Here is a 16,387-nt window from a genome sequence, read left to right as displayed (position 1 = left end):
GCTCACGCGGGCGGGTAGGGTCCTAAGATCTCGGCGCGCCGGTTCTTGACGTTGTGCGCGGCGCACATGGCGCACATTCGATAGGGGCCTTCTTCTCGATGCTTCCAGCCGACCATCGAGACGGCCGGTGCGTTGCACGGGATGTACTTCTCGCGCGAGAGGATCGAGGCCTCCTCGCAACGATGCTCTCCGGCTTTTAGGTCCATGGCTTCCACCAGCGGGGCTTGGGCTTGGGCTTGAGCTTGTGCGGGACAACTCTGACCGCAGCGACGCCGGCGTAGCGATTGTCGACCTCAAGTATGTCGGCCCCGACCCATTCGAATGGGATCGGCGCGCCGGTCTCGAGATCGACCACTTCGATATCGTCGTATCGGCCTAGGACGAAGCGGTGAAGGTTCAGTCGGCACTTCTCGGGCATGCCGCTCTCTATAGCACGTCTGGTGTCCGATAATCGCTCTTCCCGGACGTCAGGATTTGACGCGGAGAGTCGGCCGTGATTCCCTCTTCCCGCAATACTCCGAGCGCGCTGTCCGACAGGCGCGGCACATGAGGAACGGCTGCAGCGGACAGGCGGCCTTCCGAGGGGCCGGCAGCAATGCCGGCCCTTTTCATTGAGAGGTGCTGATGCTCGCAGCAAAAATCCTCGAAAATTTGCTGTGCTGCGGGCTCGTTGATGAGCTTTTTGTTCGCTGATGTCGGAAAATGCTGCTGTTCCGCTGCGGAAAGCTAAGCATGAGGCCGTTTTGCAGGCCTATTTTGCCGACCCGGCCCGGGTTGGTTTTAAGGCCTATCTCGCTGTTTATCCTCGATCTTCTGACGCGGCGGCGAAGACCGGTTTCAGTCGTTTGCTCAAGAATGTTGAGTTCGCAGCTCGACTTCAATTTTTGGATGCCGGCGTAACCGAGAAGGTCGTCGAGAAGGCGGCCATCACGATCGATGACGTGATCGCCGAGCTCGCCAAGATCGGCTTTGCTAACGCCAAGGATTACATACGCGTCACCGCCGACGGTGACCCGTATGTGAACCTCGGCGAGATGACGCCGGAGCAATCGGCTGCTGTGTCGTCGATCACGGTCGAGGACTACAAGGACGGACGCGGCGATGATGCGCGCGACGTCAAGAAGATCAGCTTCCGCCTTCACGACAAGCGCGCGGCGCTCGTCTCGATTGGCGAGCACCTGGGCGGCTTCAAGAAGCGCCACGAGCACACCGGCGCCGACGGTGGTCCGATCAAGCACGACGTCGATGTGGAGCAAGTGTCCGAGGTCGAGTTTGCCCGGCGCATCGCCTTCGCGCTCGAGAAGGGCATGCGGGCGCCGAAGCCGACGCCGTCGACGATCGCCAGACCTAACGGGACGAAGGGGAAGAGTTCATGAGCGCTTCGCTACCTTGGATGACAGCGTCCGACGGAGAGCCGGCTTTGCACGCGCAGCTTCGCAAGGCGTTTAACACGCTGTCGCAGAACGGCTGCTCGCTTTCGCCGAGTGAGTTCTTTCCGATCGCGTTCGGGATCTACATGGTCGGGGCCAATGAGGGCGCTGGCTCCCAGATTGAGCACGCGCAGGCCTGCGCGGAGCGCGCCCTCGGCCGCAAGGTAGACTTCACCCCGATCGGGTAGATTGCCCTCTGCCCTTGACGAGCTGCTGGCGCGCATTCAGGCGCTGCCGGCGGACGTCCAGGACGAGGTCAAGAACGATGCGATGTCGGCGACGGCTGAGCATCGCTGGGTGCCGAACATCGGGCCGCAGACCGCGGCCTATTTCTGCGAGGCGGACGAGCTGCTCTACGGCGGGGAGGCCGGCGGCGGCAAATCCGACCTGCTGCTTGGCCTGGCGCTCAACGAGCACAAGCGGGCGAGGGTGCTCCGGCGCGTCAACCAGGACGCGGCCGAGCTCGGCGATCGCCTGGTCGATATCCTCGGCACCAGCAAGGGCTATTCGGCGAAGCCGCCCACCTGGCGTAATGGCGGCCAGCTGATCGAGCTGCGGGGCTGCGAACACGAGAAGGACAAGCAGCGCTTCAAGGGCAAGGCCCGCGATTTCATCGGCTACGATGAGCTCGCTGACTTCCTCGAGAGCCAGTACGTCTTCATCAACACTTGGAACCGCTCGGTCGACCCGAACCAGCGCTGTCGCGTTGTGGGCGCAACCAACGGCCCAACCACGGCCGAGGGGCAATGGCTCGTTCGGCGCTGGGCCGCCTGGCTCGATCCGACCCATCCGAAGCCGGCCAAGGACGGCGAGCTTCGCTGGTACCTGCAGACGGAGGACGGTGAGGTCGAGGTCGACGGGCCGGGCCCGCACGACGTCAACGGCAAGCCGCGGCGCGCCACCTCGCGGACGTTCATCCGCTCGCGGCTGTCGGACAATCCGGATCTCGCGGCCACCGACTACGGCTCGAAGCTCGACGGCCTGCCGGAGGAGCTGCGCAGGGTCTACCGCGACGGCGATTTCACGTCGTTCCTGAAAGACGACAACAACCAGGTTATTCCGACGGCCTGGATCGAAGCCGCGATGCAGCGCTGGGAGAACAAGATCCCGGCGCGCACCGCGATGACGGCGATGGCCGTCGACGTCGCGCCTGGTGGCGGCGACCAGCGCGTGATTGCGTGGCGTTACGGTGGCTGGTTCGCGCCGCTCGATGCCGAGAAGGTGGTCGACAAGAGCGGCCGGCTGACAGCCGCGTCGGTCGTGAAGCACCGCCGCGATCGCTGTCCGGTCGTGGTCGACCTCGGCGGCGGCTGGGGCGGCGACGCGGTCATTGCGATGAAGGACAACGGCATCGCCGTCTACGCCTTCATGGGCCTCAACCCGTCGACCGCGCGAACGCGCGACGGCAAGCTGAAGATCTTCAACAAGCGGGCCGAGGTCGCCTGGAAATTTCGCGAGGAGCTCGATCCCAGCCAGGAAGGCGGCTCCGCGATCGCGCTGCCGCCGGATCCCGAGCTGAAGTCGGATCTCGCGTCCTATCGCTGGTTCCTGTCGCCGCAGGGCATCAAGCTCGAGGACAAGGATGACCAGAAGGATCGGCTCGGCCGCTCGCCGGACCGCGGCGACGCGGTGCTGATGTGCCTGGCTGAAGGCGAGCGCGTCGTCGAGCGCGAGCTCCGCAAGAGCCGCGGTGGCGGCACGCCGCGCGTCAACATCGGCCACTCCCAACTGAAGAAGAGGCGTTAGCCAATGGCCAATCCGCTCTACACCGTCGAGCCCGACCGCTACATGAGCGCCGGTAACGCTCACTGGCCCGCGCGCTACGCGACGGCGATCACGCCGAGCGATGTCGCGAACGTCGCGATCGGTCCGGCCGGCTGCTACGCGAAGAAGCTCTACATCGGTGTTGCTGGCGACGTCACGGTGATCACGGCCGGCGATAACTCCAACAACGGCCTCGGGACGCCCGTGCTGTTCAAGGCCGTACCTGTTGGCATCCTCGACGTGCAGGTTCGCGCCGTCATGGCGACGGGCACCGCCGCGACCAACATCGTCGGCCTGGCCGACTGATCTCTCTCGTCCCCATCGTCAACCCGGAGCGCCGCCATGGCCCTTTCACGTGCAGCTAAAGCAGACGACGTCCTCGTTTCCATTCACCCGCGCCGGCTCGGCATCGTCGGCGACGGGCTTCCCGGCTCGACCAGCGCATTGCTGCTCGACGGCAAGGTGATCGGCACCTCGCGCAACCCGATCAAGGTGTGCCAGGTCGCCAGCAACGGCGCCGGCGCCGTGACGCTCGCAGGCGCCGTTGTCGGTGACGTTGTTGAGAGCGTGGTCAACCTGACCACGCCTGGCGACGTCACGAGCTCGTTCGAGTCGGTCATCTCAGTCGCGGGCCAGATCCAGCAGACCGCGGCGACGAACCTGTCCGCCGCGCAGTGTCTCTTCCAGGTCAGCCCGCGCAGCTAATCGCTGATGGGCCGTTTCGACACCGCTGACGGGGAGGTCATCCCCTACAGCGACAAGCGGCCCGATCGGTCTGAGCCCGCTCGCGGGCCCGAATTCCTGCTGCCCGGCGAGGATGCGCCGCGGCGCTGCGGCGTCGATCCCGACATGCCGCCAGTGAGCGATCGCCGGCCACGCGTGCGCCGAGGATACGAGGAGCTGAAGAGATGAGCGATCTGTTTGGCGGCGGCTCGACGGTGGTCCAGGCGCCGACGCCGCTGCCTCCGCCCACCATGCCTGATCCGAATTCGCCGGCGAACATTGCCGCAGGCCGCTTGCGGGCCGCGCAGAATTCTGCGCGCGACGGTCGGCAATCCACCATTCTCACGGCTGCGGGCAGCCGCCTGCCGACGATCGCTGGTGGCGCGCTCGGCGGCTCCCGCGCATCCGGTGGCTCGAGCCCGGGCACCGGCCCGGCCGCGCAGCCGTATTCTTCAACATCACTCTGAGGGGTTCTTGATGGCTTCGAAGGTCAACCCGCTGCTTGCAGCGGTGCTGAAGGAAATTCCCACGGCCGACTCGTCGCGCGCGCAGCGCATCGCGTGGCTGCGGCTCGTCGCGATGACGATGGACACGGTGTACGGCGCGCCGGAGGGCGCGCTCGAGCTGCCGGACTTTCTCGGCGCGCCGAGGTCCGAGCCGGCTGCCGCCGCGGCTCCTGTCGCGATCGTAGCGGCTCCGCCGCCGCCGGCGCGACCGCAGGTAGTGCGCAGCGTCGAGCCTCCGCGCTTCTTCATCGATCACGCCGGTTTCGCCCGCCGCAACTTCGATACCGGTAGTGATGGTCGGATCGAGATCCTGGCTGAGGCGGTCCCGATCTCCTCCAGCGAGGTCGGCGGCGACACGCTTTACGATGACCGAGGCGAGCACGGCGATCTAGGGTCGATCGTATGGGCCGATGGCAGCCGTGGCGTGCTCGGCAAGCGCCTCAACATCTCCGCGACCCCCGATCGGGCCTGATCGCATGCGCGCCCGCGTTCGCGAGCTGATGCAGCAGGGCGATGGCGAGTTCGCGAAGTGGTATCCCGTCCATACGCTATGGCAGACGCTCGCGGACAACTTCTACCCGATGCGCGGCGACTTCACGCGCGAGCGCTGGATGTCGGAGGAGTTTGCAAGCTACCTGATGACGGGCCGGCCGGCGCTGGCGCATCGCGATCTCTCCAACTCGCTCGCCGCGCTGCTGCGCCAGAAGGACAGCCAATGGTTCGTGGCGCGGACGCGCTCCGATGAGGTCAATAACGACAGCGATGCCCGGCGCTGGCTCGATCGCGCCAGCGGCATTCAGTACCGCGTGATGTACGCCCAGCAGGCGAACTTCGTCCGTTCGATGAAGGAGGCCGACCAGGACTATTCCGCGTTCGGCCAGGCGGTGCTCGAGATCCGCCCCAACGGCCGCTATGACGGGCTTTCCTACGCGACGCACCACCTCAAGAACTGCGTCTGGTTCGAGAATTCCGAGCACCACATCGACGGCCTGCATCGCAAGTGGCGGCCGCAGGCGCGCCAGCTCAAGCAGAAGTTCCCGAAGACGATCGCCCCAAAGGTCGACAAGCTCTGCACTGACGATCCGTTCCGCGAGCTCAATTGCCGGCACATCGTGCTGCCATGGGACGAGTACGACTACCGGGATCCGGGCGGCCGCGGCGTGCGCGCGCCATTCGTCTCGATCCACATCGATATCGAGAACGAGACGATCCTCGAGGAGACGCCGCTGCGGGTGTTCTCCTATGTCGTGCCGCAGTGGGCGCGTGTTTCGAATTCGCCGATCGCCTATTCGCCGGCGGCGGTTCTGGGCCTGCCCGATGCCCGCATGCTGCAGGACATCACACTCACCATCCTCGAGGCGGGGCAGAAGGTCGTCGACCCGCCGATGATCGGCGTTGGCGAGGCGATCAACGGCGACACCAATCTGCAGGCCGGCGGCGTGACCTGGACCGACGCCGATTACGACGAGCGCACCGGCGAGGTGCTGCGGCCGATCACACTCAATCCGGAGGGCCTCAAGTTCGGCGCCGAGCGTGAGGAAGTGATCACGCAGATGATCGACCAGGCCTTCTATCTCAACCAGATCCGGATGCCGACGGTCACCAAGGAGATGACCGCCGACGAGACCGAGCGGGTCTACCAGGAGTTCATACGCCAGGCGGTGCCGCTGCTCGAGCCGATCGAGACGGACTATTCCGGCAAGGTCTGCGACGTCACGTTCCAGACGCTGATGGACATGAAGGCCTTCGGGCCGCTCGAGGAGATCCCGAAGATCCTCTCGAACCACGACATCAAGTTCGACTTCGATTCCCCGCTGCAGGCCGCCAAGGACAAGCTCAAGGTCGGCAACTTCCAGCAGTCGATCAAGATCGTGGTCGAGGCAATGCAGGTGAAGCCTGACGTCGTCGACAATTTCGATTTCGACAAGGGCACGCGCGACGCGGTGATGGCCCAGGCCGGCGCCGAGTGGATCGTGCCGGAGAAGGTGCGCGACCAGACCCGTGCCGACCGCGCCAAGCACCAGGCGATTCAGCAGGGTGCCCAGACCGTCGCCGCGGCCGGTGATGCCGCGCAGCGCGTCGCCGGCGCCGTCAAATCGGCCGGCGATGCCGCCCAGGCGATCCAGCAGGCGGGTATCGGCCAGTGAGAGCTCCGCGGCCTCGATCGACGGCGCCGACGAAAGTGAAGGGCGCCGGTCCGTCGTGGCCCTGGTCTCCCGTCGTCAACTTCGAGGACGCTGACGTGTTCGCGCTGCAGGCGGTCGCGAATGGCAATGCGAGCTCCGGCCAGCAGCAGCGCGCGATCGCCTTCATCCGGAACGCCATCTGCGAGGGCGAGCGGCTGTCGTTCATGCCGGGCGGGGAGGACGGCCGCCGCGCCACCGACTTCGCCGAGGGCAAGCGCTTCGTGTCCGTCCAGATCCGCCGCTTCCTCAACATGCGGCCCACGACCGTCAAGACCAACGGGGCGCCGCCGGCGATGCCTGCGCCAGTCCCAGCCCCTGAGACCAGCACCTGAGGTGACCCATGCTTCTCCGTAACCTGCTGACCACCACCGCGCCGTTCCTGATGAACGCTGAGGGAGGCGCTGGGGGCGGTGGCGCCGGCGTGGTCGTTCCGGCCGCTGGCGGTGCTCCCGCTGGCGGCGCTGCTCCGGCCGCGGGCTCGGCCGCTCCAGCCGGGGGTGCGCCGGCAGCAGGCGCTGCGGCACCCGCTGCAGGCGCCCCTGCCGCGCCCGCCGGTGGCGCGGCTCCCGCGGCTGGCGCTGCTGCCCCTGCCGCTGGAACGCCTCCCGGTGACTCAGCCCCGGCCGCTGGTGCGGCGGCCGCACCGGGCACCATCGCGGGCGGTGCCGCGCCCAAGCCCACTGACGGCGCTCCGCCGGCGCCGGCGACCTTCCCCGAGAAGTGGCGCGAGGAGCTCGCCGGCGGCGATGCCGCCTTCGCCAAGGTGCTCGAGCGCTACGCGAGCCCCAAGGCCTTCGCCGACGCGCACCGCGCCCTCGTCGCGAAGGTATCGTCCGGCGAGCTCAAGAACGTCGCCAAGGCGCCTCCGGAGAACGCCACCCCGGAACAGATTGCCGAATGGCGCAAGGAGGCTGGGCTTCCGGCCGACGCCAAGGGCTATGTCGACGGGCTCAAGCTGCCGAACGGCGTCGTGCCTGGCGCGGCCGACAAGCCGCTGCTCGAGGGATTCGCCGCCCACGCGCTCGCCAAGAACATGTCGCCCGACGCGTACAACTCCGCGGTCGATTGGTACTTCGCCAACGTCGACGCCCAGACCAAGGCGAGGGCGACTGCCGACCACAACTTCGCCAGCGAGGCGGTGCGCACGCTCGAGGCGGAATGGGGACCGGCCTTCACGGAAAACCAGAACCGCATCGGCGCGCTGTTTGCGGACACTCCGGAAGTCGCCGAGATCCTGTTCAACGCGCGCGATTCCAAGGGCCGAATTATCGGCAACATCCCCGAGGTGAACCGCGCGCTCGCGCAGCTGCACCGCACGGCCTATCCGGCCTACACGCCGACCACGCCCGACAACGCCTCGTCCGCGCAGGCGGTCGCGACCGAGATGTCGCAGATCGAGGCGCTGATGGGCGATCCGCGCTCGAAGTACAACGAGAAGAATTCCTCCGGCCAGCTCTCCGAAGGCGCGCTCACGATGCGCGCGCGTTACCGCACGCTGATCGAGCAGCAGGAAAAGAACAAGCAGCGCGCTGCTTAAGAGATACGAAGTCCGCGCTGGGACTGACGGCCGCCCCCCGCCGTCCTCCAGGCAAACGCAGCGGCGCCGTTTCGGCGCAGCGCACGACAATAGCCCGCCAGGTTCCCCACCGGCGGGTCGCGGCAGAACAATTCGCAACGATGTCGACCGGACACCCTCGAGCGAGGCGAGAGCTTTGCGCGAGCGCCGGCGCTCGTTCGATCCCACCCGCCAAAGCGTAGCCCCGCACATCGCAACGAGCCGGCCCCGCGCGTCACGCGTGGTCACCCCGGCGCGCGCGATCGCGGTCACCCGAAACGGAGGCACCGACACATGCATCTCAGAGGTGTAGCCAAATGGCTGACACAGCCTTCCAGGTTCAATACCGCAAGGAAGCGATCATGGGTTTCGAGTTCGGCGTGTCCGATCTCCGAACCTGCGTCACGACCGAAGCGGTCATCAAGGGTAACCAGGCCGTCTTCGAAGTAGCCGACTCGGGCGGCTCTTCCGCGGTCAATCGCGGCGTCAACGGTCTCATCCCGGCCCGCTCCGACGATCTCCAGCAGTACACCGCAACCCTCGTCGAATGGCACGACCTGGTCCGCCGGACCTCGTTCAACCTGTTCGCTTCGCAGGGCAACGGCTCGACGATCATGCAGCGCACCACCCGCAAGGTGATGAACCGCAAGATCGACCTCGACATCATCTCCGCGCTCTCGCTCGGCACCAACCACACGGCCTCGAGCGGCGCCGGCAACGTCATGAACCTCGCCACCACGGTGAAGGCGCTGACGATCCTGGGCAACAACCAGGTGCCGACGGAAGAGGAAGACAACATGTTCTTCCTCGCGACGCCGGCGGCGCGTGCGTACCTGCTGCAGACGCCCGAGTTCACCAAGGGCGGCGAGTATGTCGAGATCAAGCCTTTGGTCGGACCGTCGCGGCGGTTCTATCGCTGGGCCGGCTTCAACTGGATCTTCTCGCCGTTGCTGCCGAACATCGCGACCAACAACGAGACCTGTTTTGCGTTCCACCGTGAGGCCATCGGCCACGCGGTGAACACCGGCGAAATGCAAGCCCTCGCCGGCTATCACGAAGAGCAGGACTACTCCTGGGCTCGCACCACCTGCTTCATGGGTTCGCAGCTGCTGCAGAACAAGGGCGTTGTCCTCGTTCCGCATGACGGCTCGGCCTATGTCGCCGTCTAAGGGAGGGCTCTGAACATGACGTATCAGACCTCTCAACTCTCCCTGTGGACGCAGACGATCGAGGGCAACTTTAAGGAGTGGCTCTACATCTCTGCGGATCCGCTCGCGACCATCCTGGGCACCGGCTATTTCTCCGACGCGGGGCAGAAGCGCCTCAACGTCGGCGATCTCGTCTGGGTGATGTCCGGCACGCTAAATGCGGCGACGGTGACCGAAGGCGCGGAAGTGTTTCCCGCGACCCCCGGCGTCGGCGGCGCATTCTCGTCCGCTCCGACCTGGCAGCCGTGTTTGGTTGCCTCGGTTAGCGCGGCGGGTGCGGGCACGCTGGTGGCGGCGGCACTGCCGGCGTCGTCTGGCGTCGCGAACTTCCGCAACCTGCTCGATGGCGGTGATTTCACCGTCAACCCGTGGCAACGCGGCACGTCGCAGGCGGCGGATATCACCAACACCGTCACCTACATGGCGGACCGCTTCTTCACGGTCGGCGGCGCCTCGAGCGCCATCAACTGGTCGAAGCAGGCCGACACCGGTGTTGCCGGGTTCGCGCAGGCGCTGCGGTGGCAGCGCAAGTCGGCCAACGCCGATACTGCGAAGATCCAGATGGGCCAGGTCCTCGAGACCGCGGACTCGATCCGCGCGCAGGGCCAGCAGGTCACGCTGTCGTTCTACGTGAAGTGCGGCGCCAACTTCCTGGGGTCATCCGCGAACTTCACTGCGGCGATCGTGTCCGGCACCGGCACCGACCAGAGCGCAGCGAACCTTGCTGCGGGCACCTGGACTGGGCAGGCGACGGTGGCGTCACAAGTCGTGGCGCCGACGACGAACGACCAGCTGGTCATCCTCACCGGCACCGTGCCGGTGGGTGCGACCCAGCTCGGTGTCCTCCTGAACTACACGCCGAGCGGCAACGCGGGCGCCAACGAATGGCTGCAGTTCAAGGGCTTCCAGCTTGAGATCGGCGGCCAGGCGACGGTGTTCGAGCATCGCGATGCCCAGGTCGAGCTCGAGATCTGCCAGCGCTATTGCTGGGTGACCAACGAGCCCGCGGCTGGCGTTGTCGTCGGCGCCGGCATGAACACCACCGCTGCGATCCAGGTGTTCTACATGGCGACGCCGGTGCAGATGCGTATCGCGCCGACGGTGACTGTCACGGCTGGTACCTTCAAGACCAACCAGGCCTCCGTGGCCACCGCGACCACGATCACCGCGGGCACCACGCACACGCCGAACGCGATCTCGATCAACGGCAACTCCGCCGGCACGCAGGGCCAGGCAACCCTGCTGCAGGGCGGTGGTGGCGCGGGATCGATCGTCGCCAACGCCGACTACTGAGACTTCCACACCAACAGAGGCGGCGGGATCCTTCCCGCCGCCTTTTCCATTTCCCGAAACCAGAGGTGACCGATGGGTGCTCCCGACGACGAGAAGGCCAAAGCTGACGCTGCGGCGAAAGCTGCTGCCGAGGCCGCTGCCCCGAAGGGCGCGAAGAAGGCGAAGCCTGACGAGGCGGACGCCGAACCGCGGCGGGTCGTGCCGCTGCCGGTCACGCGCTGGCAGCTCGGCGAGTTTCTCAACAACCGCCATTCGGTTTCGCCCGCGGTGGGTACGCCGTTCGAGGACGTGCTGCGTCCCGAATTCTGGGCCAACATCGTCCGCATGCAGCCGGGCGACATCATCGAGGTGCGGCCCGAGGACCAGAGCTATTACGCCGAGCTCTACGTGCTCAAGCGGGAGCGCAACTCGGCGACCGTCGCGGTCATCCGCGAGCCGGTGAAGCTCGAGGCGGCTTACAAGCCGCTGCCTGGCGAGGTGCTGTTCTCGGTCGAGTTCGCCGGCCCGATGGCGAAATGGCGCGTCGTGCGCCGCTCCGACAAGTCCGTCATGAAGGACAAGTTCGGCACCGAGGGTGACGCCCGGCGCTGGCTTGCCGATTACGAGCGCGTGGTGGCGGCATGAAGACCGCCAACGAGAACGTGCTGCGACTGCTTGCCAGCGTGATCGCGAATGCGCGCGCCGGCAACGTTGAGGCCGTGCTGATCATCCCGGTGACGCCGGAGGGCGCGCCGGACGTGGTGTTCGGCGGCTCCATGGACCTGATGCCGTCGGTCAATCTCGGCGCCGACATGTTCAAGCATCAGCTGATGGTGCAGGCGACCCGGATCGAGCACAAGCCGACGACGTCGATCGTGCGGCCGGTGGGCGGCCTTCAGTCGTGACCGACAAGCTCACGCTCTACAACCTGGCGCTCGCTCATCTGAACGAGCGCCGGCTTGTCTCGCTCAATGAGCAGCGTGAGCCGCGGCGGGTGCTCGACGATTTCTGGCCGAGCGTCGCGGGCTACTGCCTCGAGCGCAAGATCTGGAACTTCATGCTGCGCACGGTCCAGATCGACGCCTCGTCGACCATGACGCCGGCGTTCGGCTATCTGTTCGCGTTCGCGATTCCCGACGACTGGGTGCGCACACGCTGGATCTCGACCACGCCGGAGATGCAGCCGCCGCTCAACGACTACAAGGAAGAGACCGGCTACTGGTTCGCCAACTTCACGCCGCTCTTCATCACCTACACCTCGAACGATCCGCTCTACGGCATGAACCTCGGCGTGTGGCCGTCCTCGTTCGAGGACTATGTCAGCCTGCGCCTGGCGGGGCAGGCCTGCGGGCGCATCACCGGCAAATCGGAGCTGCTGCAGGGTCCACAGGGCCTGATCAAGCGCGAGGAGAAGGCCTACAAGATCGCGGCCTCAAACTGCGCCATGAACGACGCGGTCGGCTTCGCGCCCGTCTCGAGCTGGGTACGCGCCCGCCGCAGCTACGGCCGCACCGGGCCCGGCGGCGACACGCCTGGCTCCAGCCTGATGAGCTGATGATGTTCGGGCGTTTCCGCGGCGTGATGGCGTATGGCAACGGCCTTGCGCTCGAGCGCGCGCCGGCGCCGGTCGATCCCAGCAAGCCGGATCCGCGTGCACGCGCCGAGATGGAGGCCTTCGACCTGCTGCCTCCGGAGGCCAGGGAGGCGGTTCGCAGCAGCGCGAACGATGTCTCGTTGGTCGGCAAGATCGTGCGCATCCGAAACATGGGCGCGCCGCGCTCGGTGCTCGAGCGGCTGCGATCGCGGAGCCTGCTGCCTTACCAGGTGGGCGAGGGCGGCGTTCTTGCCGAGATGGTTGCCGAAGAGCTCGGCGGAGCTGGCAAGCAATAGATGGCGCGCATCAACGCCTCGATGTTCGCCTTCAACCGGGGCGAAGTGTCGAGGGCTGCGCTTGCGCGCGTCGACAACGAGCGGCTCCGCCTCGCCGCCGAATGCCAGCTCAACTGGCTGCCGACAGTGATCGGCGAGATGACGCTGCGGCCAGGCCTGCAGATGATCAACGAGGTCTATAACGACGCTGCCGGCGTGATGGTCCCGTTTATCTTCTCCAAGACGGACACGGCGCTGGTCGAGCTCACGCCTGGCATCATGCGCATCGAAATCGCGGGCCAGTTGGTCACGCGAGCGGCGGTCGGCACGGCGGTGCACGATCCAAGCTTCTCCGGCGCCGGCGGCTACTGGACAACCGCCAACACGACTGCCGGCGCTACGGCCACCCTCAGCGGCGCCCAATGCGCGCTGGCGGCGCCTGCGATCGGCTCGATCGCCCAGGTGCAGCAGGTCCTCAGCGTCTCGCCGGCCGATTACGGCAAGGAGCATGGGCTCCGCGTCGTGGTCTCCAATGGTCCGGTGACGCTGCGCGCCGGAACAACCGCGGGCTTTGCCGATCTGATCCCGCAGACCTCGATCGACACCGGCACGCATTCGCTCGCCTTCACGCCGAACGGGCCAAACGTCTATCTGCAGATCGAGTCGGTCGACGCCTGGCAGAAGGTGCTGACGAGCTGCAGCATCGAACCCGCCGGCGTCCTCACCCTTCCGACGCCATGGCTCACGATCGATCAGCTCGATTCGCTGCGGTACGATCAGTCCGGCGATATCATCTTCTGCACGGCGTACGGCCTGCAGCCGTACAAGATCGAGCGGCGCTCGGCCCGCGGCTGGTCGGTGGTGCTCTGGAGGCCTTCGCGAGGCCCGTTTACGTCGGTCTCCGACGGGTCGGTGCGGCTCGGCAATGTCATCTCCGGAAACGCCACCATGCAGGCGAGCCGGCCATTCTTTACGCCGGGCTGCGAGCAGCAGATCGTTCAGTTTTTCGCCGAGACGCAGTTCTATCCGACCTCTGTGGCCGGGCAGGGCGCCTGGTCGCCGGCGGTGCGCGTCACCGGCGTCGGCGCGACCCGCAACTATGCATGGACGGTCAGCGGCACCTGGTCGGGCACTGTCAGCCTGCAGCGCTCCTTCGACGGCGCCGACAGCGGGTTCACCACCGTTGCCACCTTGACCAGTAACGGCACTCTCAACTCCACGACCGGCGGTTCGAGCTCGACGCCCGATCTGGACAATGTCATCGCCTGGGAGCGCGTGGGCTTCGACCAGGGCGGCTACACGTCCGGGGTCGCGAACGTCGTCAGCAGCTACTCCAGCGGAGGCGCGTGGGGCGTCGCGCGGATCCTGCAATACCTTTCGCCGACGCAGGTCAGCGTCGAGGTGCTGGTGGCGGCGCCCTCCAATACTCCGACCGGCAATTTCATGATCTCGGACTGGTCGACCGCGAACGGCTGGCCGACCTCGGTTGGCTTCTTCGAGGGGCGCCTTGGGATGGCCTCGGGTGTCGAGCTCGCGCTCTCGCAGTCGGACAATTACACCGGCTTCGCCGACACGGACCTCGATGGCAACGACCTTGGTGACGCCGGGGCCATTATCGAGGTGTTCGGCTCGGGCCCCCTCGACCGTGTCAACTGGCTGCTCCCGCTGACCCGGTTGCTCTGCGGCCGCGAGCAGTCGATCGAGAGCGTCCGTTCCTCGAGCTTCGACCAGGTGCTCACGCCTTCGACGGTGTCGACCAAGCCGTGCGCTACTCGCGGTGCTGCCCGTGCCAAGGCTGTTCGCCTTGATACATCGGGGATCTTCATCAGCGAGGACGGCAGCCGCGTCTACAAGCTCACCTTCACGCCGCAGGCGATGGACTACACCGCGAGCGACCTGACGCGGCTCAACACGGATATCGGCGAGCCGGGCTTCGTCGACATTGCCGTGCAGCGCCAGCGCGACACCCATGTCTGGCTGCCGAAGGCGGACGGCCAGGCGGCGGTGTTCATGGACGAGGCCGCTGACGAGATCGCCTGCTGGTGGAGAATGCAGACCCTCGGCGTGATCGAGAACGTCTGCGTGCTGCCGGCGCCCTCGGGGCCGGAGAACCAGGTGTTCTTCACCGTGCGGCGGGTCATCAACGGCATCACCAGGCGCTTCCGCGAAAAGCTGGCGCCGCGCCTCAATTGCATCGGCGGCCCGATCAACCAGCTGTTCGACTGCCACCTCGTCTACCAGGGCGCGGCGGGTGTCGACCGTGCAGGTCCCCTGGCTGCCGAGCACCGTTGTCGGCGTATGGGCTGACGGCGCCTATCTCGGCTCCGCGACATCGGACGGGAGCGGCAATGTGGCGATGCCCGATGGCAGCAAGCATGCAAACATCGTGGTCGGGCTGACCGGCGAAACCTTGCAGGGGACAGCGCAGGAGCCGGATCGGGCGCCGATCGCTTCGGTCACCGTGCCGGCCGCCTACAACGGCTATCCCGCCGAGGTGTTCGCCGACGGCCGCCGCATCGGTGTCATCGACGTCTCAGGGGGCGCCATCACGTTGCCCGGCGGCCGCACGGCGTCGGCCATCACAGCCTGCGTCGGCTACGTCGCTCCGTTCATGAGCGCGAAGCTGGCCTATGCGGCCGACGGTGGTACCGCCATCAACCAGCGCAAGAAGATCGACCATGTCGGGCTCTTGCTGCTCAACACCTCGCCGCTGGGCCTGCAGATCGGCCAGCGCATGGATCTGCTCGATCCGCTGGCCGCCATCGACCAGGACGCGGCCGTCGCCGCTGGCGCCATCTGGGACCAATACGATCAGCAGATGCAGGAAGCGCCGGGCCAGTGGGATACCGATGCGCGGCTTTGCATGCTGGGCGCCGCGCCGTATCCCGTCACGGTCAACGGCACCGTCATCGGCGTGACGACCAACGGCTAAGGCGTGCGGGTCCAGCTTCGTCCGACCGTTGCCGCGGATCTCGCGCAGGTCACCCATGAGACGCTGCCGATACGGATCCGCGCCATCACGGCGCTGGTGTGGGATGACTACGAGCAGCGCGATCGCGTGCTCGGCGTCGGTGGCATCGGCTACCGCGAGGACGGCGTCATCATTGGCTTTGCCTCGATCAATGACGAGTTCCGCCGCTACCCGGCTGCGCTGCATCGCGCGGGACTCGCGATGATGCGGGTGATCCGCGAATCCGGCGTGCCGCAGGTGATCGCTCTCGCCGATCGGCGCATCGCCGCGGCGGAGCGCTGGCTCGTCCGGCTCGGCTTCGAAGCGGTCGACGAGGGTGGCGTTCGTTTGTTTGTCTGGAATGCGGTGAGGTCGCGGCATGGCTGATCCGATCACCGGCTCGCTGATCCTTTCCGGGATCGGCGCCGGCGTCTCCGCGGCCGGCACGATCGCAGGCGGCGCCAATGCCGCAGCGCTCGGCCAGAGCCAGCAGAACGAGGCGAACTACCAGGCCGCGCAGATCCGCGAGAACGCCTCGAGCGAGATTGGCGCGGCGCAGCGCCAAATGCTGGACACCCAGCAGAAGACCCGCCTGGCGCAGAGCACGCTCACCGCCAGTGCCGCCGGCAGTGGTTTCGTTGCCAGCGTCGGCTCGCCCGAGGCGATCTCCGAGAGCATCGCGCGCCGCGGCACCTATGAGGCCGCGATGCAGCTGTTCCAGGGCGAGAACGCCGCGACCGGCGATCTCAACAAGGCTGCCGGCGTCGAGATGAGCGGCAAGCTCGCAGCAGAGGGAGGCCAGATGCAGGAAGAGGCGGCCGACTTCTCCGCAATCGGCAATCTCGCCTCCGCCGGCGGCTCGATGTTCAAGAACTATTCCACCATGAAGACCGGCTCGACCGGCGCGACGGCGTACGGCTAGGG

23 protein-coding genes are annotated in these 16,387 nt (G+C 66.6%); 21 read left to right on the top strand and 2 right to left on the bottom strand.

The genetic code is table 11. From position 1 onward, the window contains the following. Positions 1-2 precede the first annotated feature (2 nt). Together ACVWW6_RS29985 and ACVWW6_RS29980 are read right to left on the bottom strand one after the other, a co-directional pair. The gene (locus ACVWW6_RS29985) at positions 3-206 is read right to left on the bottom strand and encodes a hypothetical protein (protein ID WP_456681889.1); all 204 of its coding nucleotides are present in this window, start codon (positions 204-206) and stop codon (positions 3-5) included. Beyond that, positions 197-418 carry a hypothetical protein gene (locus ACVWW6_RS29980; protein ID WP_456681888.1) on the bottom strand — a complete coding sequence of 74 codons (222 nt, stop codon included), beginning with the start codon at positions 416-418 and terminating at the stop codon, positions 197-199. Before ACVWW6_RS29980 ends, ACVWW6_RS29985 begins: the two co-directional genes overlap by 10 nt. A gap of 274 nt (positions 419-692) precedes the next feature. Between ACVWW6_RS29980 and ACVWW6_RS29975 the strand changes: the two genes are divergently transcribed. The 21 genes from ACVWW6_RS29975 (at position 693) to ACVWW6_RS29875 (ending at position 16,385) form a co-directional block, all read left to right on the top strand. Beyond that, entirely contained in the window at positions 693-1,376 is a 684-nt protein-coding gene (locus ACVWW6_RS29975) for a terminase small subunit (protein ID WP_456681887.1), read from the top strand. Further along, entirely contained in the window at positions 1,373-1,618 is a 246-nt protein-coding gene (locus tag ACVWW6_RS29970) for a hypothetical protein (RefSeq protein ID WP_456681886.1), read from the top strand. The genes ACVWW6_RS29975 and ACVWW6_RS29970 overlap by 4 nt, the downstream gene beginning before the upstream one ends. A gap of 1 nt (position 1,619) precedes the next feature. Then, complete coding sequence (locus tag ACVWW6_RS29965; protein ID WP_456681885.1) at positions 1,620-3,176, top strand: terminase; 1,557 nt, start codon at positions 1,620-1,622, stop codon at positions 3,174-3,176. A 3-nt stretch (positions 3,177-3,179) separates the two neighbouring features. Continuing rightward, the gene (locus ACVWW6_RS29960; RefSeq protein ID WP_456681884.1) at positions 3,180-3,500 is read left to right on the top strand and encodes a spike base protein, RCAP_Rcc01079 family; all 321 of its coding nucleotides are present in this window, start codon (positions 3,180-3,182) and stop codon (positions 3,498-3,500) included. Between the two features lie 36 nt (positions 3,501-3,536). Continuing rightward, a complete protein-coding gene (locus ACVWW6_RS29955) occupies positions 3,537-3,899 on the top strand; it encodes a hypothetical protein (RefSeq protein ID WP_456681883.1) in 363 nt (120 codons plus the stop codon). 6 nt (positions 3,900-3,905) lie between these two features. After that, complete coding sequence (locus ACVWW6_RS29950; RefSeq protein WP_456681882.1) at positions 3,906-4,106, top strand: hypothetical protein; 201 nt, start codon at positions 3,906-3,908, stop codon at positions 4,104-4,106. After that, positions 4,103-4,384, top strand: a complete 282-nt coding sequence (locus tag ACVWW6_RS29945; protein WP_456681881.1) for a hypothetical protein — start codon at positions 4,103-4,105, stop codon at positions 4,382-4,384. The genes ACVWW6_RS29950 and ACVWW6_RS29945 overlap by 4 nt, the downstream gene beginning before the upstream one ends. Positions 4,385-4,394: 10 nt before the next feature. After that, positions 4,395-4,895, top strand: a complete 501-nt coding sequence (locus tag ACVWW6_RS29940) for a hypothetical protein (RefSeq protein ID WP_456681880.1) — start codon at positions 4,395-4,397, stop codon at positions 4,893-4,895. A gap of 4 nt (positions 4,896-4,899) precedes the next feature. Further along, positions 4,900-6,570, top strand: coding sequence for a portal protein (locus tag ACVWW6_RS29935; protein WP_456681879.1), 1,671 nt, complete (start codon positions 4,900-4,902; stop codon positions 6,568-6,570). Between the two features lie 95 nt (positions 6,571-6,665). Beyond that, a complete protein-coding gene (locus ACVWW6_RS29930) occupies positions 6,666-6,941 on the top strand; it encodes a hypothetical protein (protein WP_456681878.1) in 276 nt (91 codons plus the stop codon). Positions 6,942-6,949: 8 nt separating this feature from the next. Next, positions 6,950-8,146: a hypothetical protein gene (locus tag ACVWW6_RS29925; RefSeq protein WP_456681877.1), complete on the top strand. Its 1,197-nt coding sequence runs from the start codon at positions 6,950-6,952 to the stop codon at positions 8,144-8,146. A gap of 335 nt (positions 8,147-8,481) precedes the next feature. Next, positions 8,482-9,333 (top strand): phage capsid protein, encoded by an 852-nt coding sequence (locus tag ACVWW6_RS29920; protein ID WP_456681876.1) that lies wholly within the window; start codon positions 8,482-8,484, stop codon positions 9,331-9,333. Between the two features lie 15 nt (positions 9,334-9,348). Further along, positions 9,349-10,665 (top strand): hypothetical protein, encoded by a 1,317-nt coding sequence (locus ACVWW6_RS29915; protein WP_456681875.1) that lies wholly within the window; start codon positions 9,349-9,351, stop codon positions 10,663-10,665. 72 nt (positions 10,666-10,737) lie between these two features. Beyond that, positions 10,738-11,289, top strand: coding sequence for a hypothetical protein (locus ACVWW6_RS29910; protein WP_456681874.1), 552 nt, complete (start codon positions 10,738-10,740; stop codon positions 11,287-11,289). Next, positions 11,286-11,549, top strand: a complete 264-nt coding sequence (locus ACVWW6_RS29905) for a hypothetical protein (protein ID WP_456681873.1) — start codon at positions 11,286-11,288, stop codon at positions 11,547-11,549. The genes ACVWW6_RS29910 and ACVWW6_RS29905 overlap by 4 nt, the downstream gene beginning before the upstream one ends. Further along, positions 11,546-12,199, top strand: coding sequence for a hypothetical protein (locus ACVWW6_RS29900; RefSeq protein WP_456681872.1), 654 nt, complete (start codon positions 11,546-11,548; stop codon positions 12,197-12,199). Before ACVWW6_RS29905 ends, ACVWW6_RS29900 begins: the two co-directional genes overlap by 4 nt. Positions 12,200-12,201: 2 nt before the next feature. Continuing rightward, the gene (locus tag ACVWW6_RS29895; protein ID WP_456681871.1) at positions 12,202-12,534 is read left to right on the top strand and encodes a hypothetical protein; all 333 of its coding nucleotides are present in this window, start codon (positions 12,202-12,204) and stop codon (positions 12,532-12,534) included. Then, complete coding sequence (locus ACVWW6_RS29890) at positions 12,535-14,820, top strand: hypothetical protein (protein WP_456681870.1); 2,286 nt, start codon at positions 12,535-12,537, stop codon at positions 14,818-14,820. Then, positions 14,765-15,445 (top strand): hypothetical protein, encoded by a 681-nt coding sequence (locus ACVWW6_RS29885; RefSeq protein ID WP_456681869.1) that lies wholly within the window; start codon positions 14,765-14,767, stop codon positions 15,443-15,445. The genes ACVWW6_RS29890 and ACVWW6_RS29885 overlap by 56 nt, the downstream gene beginning before the upstream one ends. A gap of 3 nt (positions 15,446-15,448) precedes the next feature. Then, positions 15,449-15,850, top strand: coding sequence for a hypothetical protein (locus ACVWW6_RS29880; protein WP_456681868.1), 402 nt, complete (start codon positions 15,449-15,451; stop codon positions 15,848-15,850). After that, the gene (locus tag ACVWW6_RS29875) at positions 15,843-16,385 is read left to right on the top strand and encodes a hypothetical protein (RefSeq protein WP_456681867.1); all 543 of its coding nucleotides are present in this window, start codon (positions 15,843-15,845) and stop codon (positions 16,383-16,385) included. The genes ACVWW6_RS29880 and ACVWW6_RS29875 overlap by 8 nt, the downstream gene beginning before the upstream one ends. The last annotated feature ends 2 nt before the right edge of the window (positions 16,386-16,387 follow it).

Source organism: Bradyrhizobium sp. USDA 3311 (genome assembly GCF_054062495.1).
This window is presented reverse-complemented; position numbering and strand designations above follow the sequence as displayed.

Bases quoted from the DNA above. Each gene is read 5' to 3' on its own strand.
- ACVWW6_RS29940 (WP_456681880.1), top strand. From the start codon at position 4,395: ATGGCTTCGAAGGTCAACCCGCTGCTTGCAGCGGTGCTGAAGGAAATT.
- ACVWW6_RS29915 (WP_456681875.1), top strand. From the start codon at position 9,349: ATGACGTATCAGACCTCTCAACTCTCCCTGTGGACGCAGACGATCGAG.
- ACVWW6_RS29890 (WP_456681870.1), top strand. From the start codon at position 12,535: ATGGCGCGCATCAACGCCTCGATGTTCGCCTTCAACCGGGGCGAAGTG.
- ACVWW6_RS29975 (WP_456681887.1), top strand. From the start codon at position 693: ATGTCGGAAAATGCTGCTGTTCCGCTGCGGAAAGCTAAGCATGAGGCC.
- ACVWW6_RS29895 (WP_456681871.1), top strand. From the start codon at position 12,202: ATGTTCGGGCGTTTCCGCGGCGTGATGGCGTATGGCAACGGCCTTGCG.
- ACVWW6_RS29960 (WP_456681884.1), top strand. From the start codon at position 3,180: ATGGCCAATCCGCTCTACACCGTCGAGCCCGACCGCTACATGAGCGCC.
- ACVWW6_RS29985 (WP_456681889.1), bottom strand. From the start codon at position 206: ATGGACCTAAAAGCCGGAGAGCATCGTTGCGAGGAGGCCTCGATCCTC.
- ACVWW6_RS29875 (WP_456681867.1), top strand. From the start codon at position 15,843: ATGGCTGATCCGATCACCGGCTCGCTGATCCTTTCCGGGATCGGCGCC.
- ACVWW6_RS29920 (WP_456681876.1), top strand. From the start codon at position 8,482: ATGGCTGACACAGCCTTCCAGGTTCAATACCGCAAGGAAGCGATCATG.
- ACVWW6_RS29955 (WP_456681883.1), top strand. From the start codon at position 3,537: ATGGCCCTTTCACGTGCAGCTAAAGCAGACGACGTCCTCGTTTCCATT.
- ACVWW6_RS29945 (WP_456681881.1), top strand. From the start codon at position 4,103: ATGAGCGATCTGTTTGGCGGCGGCTCGACGGTGGTCCAGGCGCCGACG.
- ACVWW6_RS29910 (WP_456681874.1), top strand. From the start codon at position 10,738: ATGGGTGCTCCCGACGACGAGAAGGCCAAAGCTGACGCTGCGGCGAAA.
- ACVWW6_RS29925 (WP_456681877.1), top strand. From the start codon at position 6,950: ATGCTTCTCCGTAACCTGCTGACCACCACCGCGCCGTTCCTGATGAAC.
- ACVWW6_RS29980 (WP_456681888.1), bottom strand. From the start codon at position 418: ATGCCCGAGAAGTGCCGACTGAACCTTCACCGCTTCGTCCTAGGCCGA.
- ACVWW6_RS29905 (WP_456681873.1), top strand. From the start codon at position 11,286: ATGAAGACCGCCAACGAGAACGTGCTGCGACTGCTTGCCAGCGTGATC.
- ACVWW6_RS29970 (WP_456681886.1), top strand. From the start codon at position 1,373: ATGAGCGCTTCGCTACCTTGGATGACAGCGTCCGACGGAGAGCCGGCT.
- ACVWW6_RS29935 (WP_456681879.1), top strand. From the start codon at position 4,900: ATGCGCGCCCGCGTTCGCGAGCTGATGCAGCAGGGCGATGGCGAGTTC.
- ACVWW6_RS29950 (WP_456681882.1), top strand. From the start codon at position 3,906: ATGGGCCGTTTCGACACCGCTGACGGGGAGGTCATCCCCTACAGCGAC.